The 4,643-nt window shown below is 56.7% G+C and carries 4 protein-coding genes and 2 pseudogenes; all 6 read right to left on the reverse strand.

Annotation, left to right across the window (positions count from 1 at the left end; translation table 11 throughout):
- Positions 1-127 precede the first annotated feature (127 nt).
- Positions 128-298, reverse strand: a pseudogene (locus OE647_RS19815) (transposase); the annotation flags it as partial.
- A 70-nt stretch (positions 299-368) separates the two neighbouring features.
- Positions 369-722 (reverse strand): annotated as a pseudogene (locus tag OE647_RS19820) (IS6 family transposase); the annotation flags it as partial.
- 151 nt (positions 723-873) lie between these two features.
- Positions 874-1,209: a potassium channel family protein gene (locus tag OE647_RS19825; RefSeq protein ID WP_263723499.1), complete on the reverse strand. Its 336-nt coding sequence runs from the start codon at positions 1,207-1,209 to the stop codon at positions 874-876.
- 34 nt (positions 1,210-1,243) lie between these two features.
- On the reverse strand, positions 1,244-1,687 hold the full coding sequence (locus OE647_RS19830) for a hypothetical protein (RefSeq protein WP_263723500.1): 444 nt from the start codon (positions 1,685-1,687) through the stop codon (positions 1,244-1,246).
- Between the two features lie 109 nt (positions 1,688-1,796).
- Positions 1,797-2,942: an outer membrane protein assembly factor gene (locus tag OE647_RS19835; protein WP_263723501.1), complete on the reverse strand. Its 1,146-nt coding sequence runs from the start codon at positions 2,940-2,942 to the stop codon at positions 1,797-1,799.
- A gap of 162 nt (positions 2,943-3,104) precedes the next feature.
- Complete coding sequence (locus OE647_RS19840; protein WP_263723502.1) at positions 3,105-4,451, reverse strand: metal-dependent hydrolase family protein; 1,347 nt, start codon at positions 4,449-4,451, stop codon at positions 3,105-3,107.
- Positions 4,452-4,643: the final 192 nt, after the last annotated feature.

Below are 4,643 nucleotides of genomic sequence, written 5' to 3' on the forward strand. Positions count from 1 at the left end.
TCCGGCCGCTGGTCAGTGCCAACCGAACCGCTTCACGACGAAACTCCGGCGTCGGCCTGTTTCCGTTTCCCATAGAACACCTCCTGGTTCCTCAGTTGGTGCTCTCCACATTTTCCGGGCAAGTCCACAGCTGATCCCGGCTCATGCCGCCGTATTGCCGACGCCAACGGTAATATGTCTGCTGCGTCACCCCGATCTGGCGAACTGCCTCCGCAACGCTCATGCCCTGACCCTGCAGCACCTCAACTTGCCGCAGCTTCATGACGATGTCCTCAGGCTTCTCTCGCTTCACAGCCATCTCCTGGTCCTCCATGTCGAGGGGCATATCTACCCCGGTTGGTGGACCACTTCAGAGGGGGCATTCCATTCTTGTCCCGCGTCTTCGTCACGAAGCTCTCGAGCACTTCACCTTCGTGATCGACTGCGCGCCAGAGGTAGTGACGTTCGCCATTGATCTTCACGAAAACCTCGTCGAGATGCCAACGCCATTGGGGCCCGGATCGCAGGCGTTCGGCCCGTCGCGCACGGATTTCGGAAGCGAACATAGGGCCAAAGCGGTTCCACCAGAAGCGGACGGATTCGTGGCTGATCTCGATACCGCGTTCGTGCAACAGGTCTTCGACGTTGCGGAGCGATAGAGGGAACCGGACATACATCATGACCGCCAGGCGGATGATTTCCGGGCTGGTCCGGAAGTACTTGAATGGGGCGTCCTTCGTCATCTCAAGACGCTACGAGACCACCCTGCCACGCTCAACGGGATTCCCTCTGACAAGACCCCCACGCCACACGGGCCGAATGCGAAGCCGTCGATAGGTGACATCTGAAAAACACAAAGTCGACTGATCCATCGCGCCAGCTTCTTTGTTCCAGTCAGGTCTCCCGATCGAGTTCTTTACTCAGCAGGGCGCGCGCGAGTTGCGTGAAGAGTGCGACGAAGACGCCAACGCCGACAAAGATGTAAACAACGGTGAACAGTTTGCCGATTTCAGTCTGGGGTGAAAGGTCGCCAAGTCCGACGGTCGAAATGGTTGTGGCACTAAAATAGAGCGAGTCGACCCATGACCAGCCCTCGACACCTCGGTAAAAAACCGTCCCAGACAGCAGGATAACCGCTGCCAATGCAAGTGTCGCTCGAAACGTCGGAACCTGCCATGAACGCACGACGGCTTTGATCAACCTCAATACGGTGAGTGCAAACGACAACATCATTCCCTCCTAACGGCGCGTTGACCATACTCCATCATGCGCCGCTGCGTCGTCCGTGAATTCGGACCGTAGCGGTGCCACCTGTCGGAACGCGTTTGTAGATGATCTTCACGACCCGAATGCCGCGCACCAGACCGGGCAGGAGCATCTTGCGGGTCCGGCTTCCAGCCGAAATGATCGACCGGACGCGAAGCTCGGACGTTTCGCCGTTGGTGAACGTCACCTCTATGCTTTCGATGAAGACCGGCTTGTCGACAGCTTCGACGACAAGGCCCGTAAAGAGGCCCCTTGCCAGCGTGACAGGAACGATGCTGAAATTCTTGACAAGGTTGACCCGGCTCTCTCCAAGCAGGATCCAACCCTCGCCCAACGAGGGATCTGCACGCGCCGCGAACGGAAAAGCCGCGACAAGTGCGATAAAGCCGCGGCGATGAACTTTCGTCGGAAAACCGCTACCGTTGATGGGTGTTTGTGTCATTTCTCTATCCCTTCAAGCGTGTTCGTTTCTGGCGTCCGCATCATTGTTTTGCATTCGCCGTGAGCCGTGCCGAACTTTGTGCCGGATGCGCAGATCCTGATCCCCGCGATCAAAAGCGCTGGCCCAATGTGACGTAGAGGAAGTCCTCCTGGTCGTCGTTCCGCGCGTAATCGATGGCATAGTCGAGGCCGAACTTCCGGGACACGCGAACGCGCAATCCGACGCCGGCAGCAAAGCCGCCGCTGTCGAACGACATGCTCCCGAGTGACTCTCCGCCGCCGCCGAAGCCCGCAAAAACAACGTAACCGAAGCGGTTGGACAGGCGTCCGCGATACTCGGCCTGAACCGCCGCGGACCATGGCTCGAGATCGTCAAGCGCGCCGAAACCCCGCAACCCGTTGGCCAGACCGACGCCGCATGCATCGAAGAACGGTGCGGAATATGCTAATCCGCAGAGCGAGGCCTTTGCGGCCAGGACACCGCTTTCCCCAACCTCCCGGTAATGTGCGGCGGAAAGCAAACCCTTTGTGTAACTGCGATCGAGCACTTTGAAATTGCCGCCGAAAATCGAGTCGACTTCTACACCATAGGAGAGAGATGCGGCGACCAAGGTCCCTTCGGTTGGATAGAATGTGTCGTCCCGCGTGTCGAACGTGACGTCCAGGCCAACCTTTCCCAAGGACAAGTCGGCATCCGGCCTGAGGATTGGCGGCAAGACTCCAAGGCCGGGCGAGTCTATTCCGATCGTCGAATCCAGATAGGTGAACGATACGCCTGCGGATAGGGACTCAGAGATGCCGCGGTCGACCCGGAGAGCATAGGCTTCGCCCGTCTGTTTGATCGGAATGTTAACTGAACTTCCGAGCGGAAAGTCGTAAAACAGAGTCGCCTCAGCGGCAAACAGGCTCACAGACCAGCCGCCGTCGGCAAAACTCAGGCTGAAGCCGCCGCCGAGCCCTTCGCTGCCATTGCTCGACTTGAGTTTGGCGAGACCCGCGCCGGACGGTTTCGACCCCGGCAATGTAAAAAGATAGCCAGCCCCGAGGGTAAGTCCGCTTCCGATCATGGGGTTGGAGAAAGGGATCGGCGCGACAATGACGGAGCCTCGGCGAAAACCCAGATCGGCCTTTGCCGCAGCCTGAGGGTTCGCGAGTTCGCGCTCGAGCAATGATACTTGCGCTAGTGCCGCGCTGCTTCCCGACGACAGAAGCAACGCTGAGACGACACCGGCACGCAGTACTTTCTTTATCATCATTAAAGATGTCCTATAAGTTCTGCCGCCGCTGAGCGGCCTTACCTGACTGATCCAGTTTGATTGTTAGTGCATGAATGTTCTACGTTTCATGTTTCGTCTCGCTCTTCCAGTGTCCAAAAGAAATGTTGCGGGCATTTTTGGCTGAACGCCAGCAGCAAAAGGTTAATCGATGGTATTCTTGTAGATTACGCCGTCCTTCATGATCAGGACGAAGTTCTTCCGCGGATCGGCAACCAGGTCGATATTTTCGAGCAGATTTCCTTCTACTAGAATCAAGTCAGCCAATGCGCCCGCCTTCACTACCCCTAGCTCCCCCGGATAGGGGTCGCGTGGACCGGACAGCTTTAATAACTGGGCATTGTCGTGTGTTGCCATTTTCAGCACTTCAAAGGGCGTGAACCAGCGCTTCATCTTGGCCAATAACTTGCCTTGTTTTGCCGCAAGTCCCGCATCGAAAAGCACGTCTGTACCCCAGGCGATTTTTGCGCCGTGTTTCTTGGCATATCCGTAAACGATGTCTGTGCCCGCAGTCACAGTTACAAATTTTGCTCTATTGAGCGAGCCCTCAGGAAAGGGAATGGCATCCTCATCATCGAGAATGGGTTGCATGCTGAGCCATGCACCTTTTTCAGCCAAGAGTTTGATTACGTCTTCACCCAAAAGGTGTCCATGCTCAATGCTCTTCACACCTGCTTCCAAGGCCTGTTTGACGGTCGTGTCCGTAAAGGCATGTACCGCGATGTAGGTATTCCAGGTGTTGGCGACCTCCACGAGGGCGCTCATTTCAGCAAACGTGTATTGGGTTACATCTAACGGGTCGAAGTCTGATGACACCCCGCCGCCGGCCATCACTTTGAGCTGGGACGCGCCTTGGCGCAAGATTTCTCGCGACCGCTTAATTACCTCGGGCACCCCGTCCGCTATTATCACTATACCTGCTTGCTGAAGATAATCCAGAGGTTGTCCAGGATTCTCGGGCACAGCCAAAGGTGCACGATAGTCCCCATGACCCGAAGTCTGGGAAATTACCGCCCCAGAAGGGTAGATGCGTGGTCCGTTTATAAGCCCTTCATCAGTCGCCTTCTTGATTGAAAAGACATTTCCACCAATATCGCGAACAGTGGTAAACCCTCTCATTAAGGCGCCCTCGTTCGCTATAGCCCCTTTAAAACTCATGTAGGCCAGATCATTTGTCATCAACTCAGCCACAGAAAGCGTCGCAAACAACGAGTGCCAATGGGCGTCGATCAGCCCTGGCATCAGCGTGCGCCCGCCTCCGTCGATCACCGTGCCACCCGCGACAGCAAGTGGTTCGGTTGACACCGCGGTGATCTTGTTGCCTGTCACCACGACATTGGCATTCATGATCAGGGCTTCGTTGACGCCGTCAAAGACGTTCACATTAGTGAACAGGATCGGCCCATCGGCCTCCTGAGCCGCCGCCGGCAGGGCGACGCTCACGGCGACGGCAAGCGTCGCGGCCAAGGTCTTTAGATTTAGTTTCCTCATCGGACTTCTCCTGTTGTCGATGCAGGGCGTTCGGTGGAGAGTTCGATCTACGCTGTGCAGGATCACCTCTCCACCTGATCCGTGGCTCTTGTCGCCCCGGTTATTGGAAGACAGTACCGGAGAGGTCGAAGTCGTCGACCGCCCCGTCGCCCCGAATGAAGATCCGGTGGTTGAATCGCACGTAGTTGAGTT

It is taken from the genome of Albidovulum sediminicola (assembly GCF_025751575.1).
GTDB classification, from domain to species: Bacteria; Pseudomonadota; Alphaproteobacteria; order Rhodobacterales; family Rhodobacteraceae; genus Albidovulum; species Albidovulum sediminicola.

Excerpts from the sequence above, each read along its gene's own strand:
- OE647_RS19830 (WP_263723500.1), bottom strand. The coding sequence starts at position 1,687 with ATGACACAAACACCCATCAACGGTAGCGGTTTTCCGACGAAAGTTCAT.
- OE647_RS19840 (WP_263723502.1), bottom strand. The coding sequence starts at position 4,451 with ATGAGGAAACTAAATCTAAAGACCTTGGCCGCGACGCTTGCCGTCGCC.
- OE647_RS19825 (WP_263723499.1), bottom strand. The coding sequence starts at position 1,209 with ATGTTGTCGTTTGCACTCACCGTATTGAGGTTGATCAAAGCCGTCGTG.
- OE647_RS19835 (WP_263723501.1), bottom strand. The coding sequence starts at position 2,942 with ATGATGATAAAGAAAGTACTGCGTGCCGGTGTCGTCTCAGCGTTGCTT.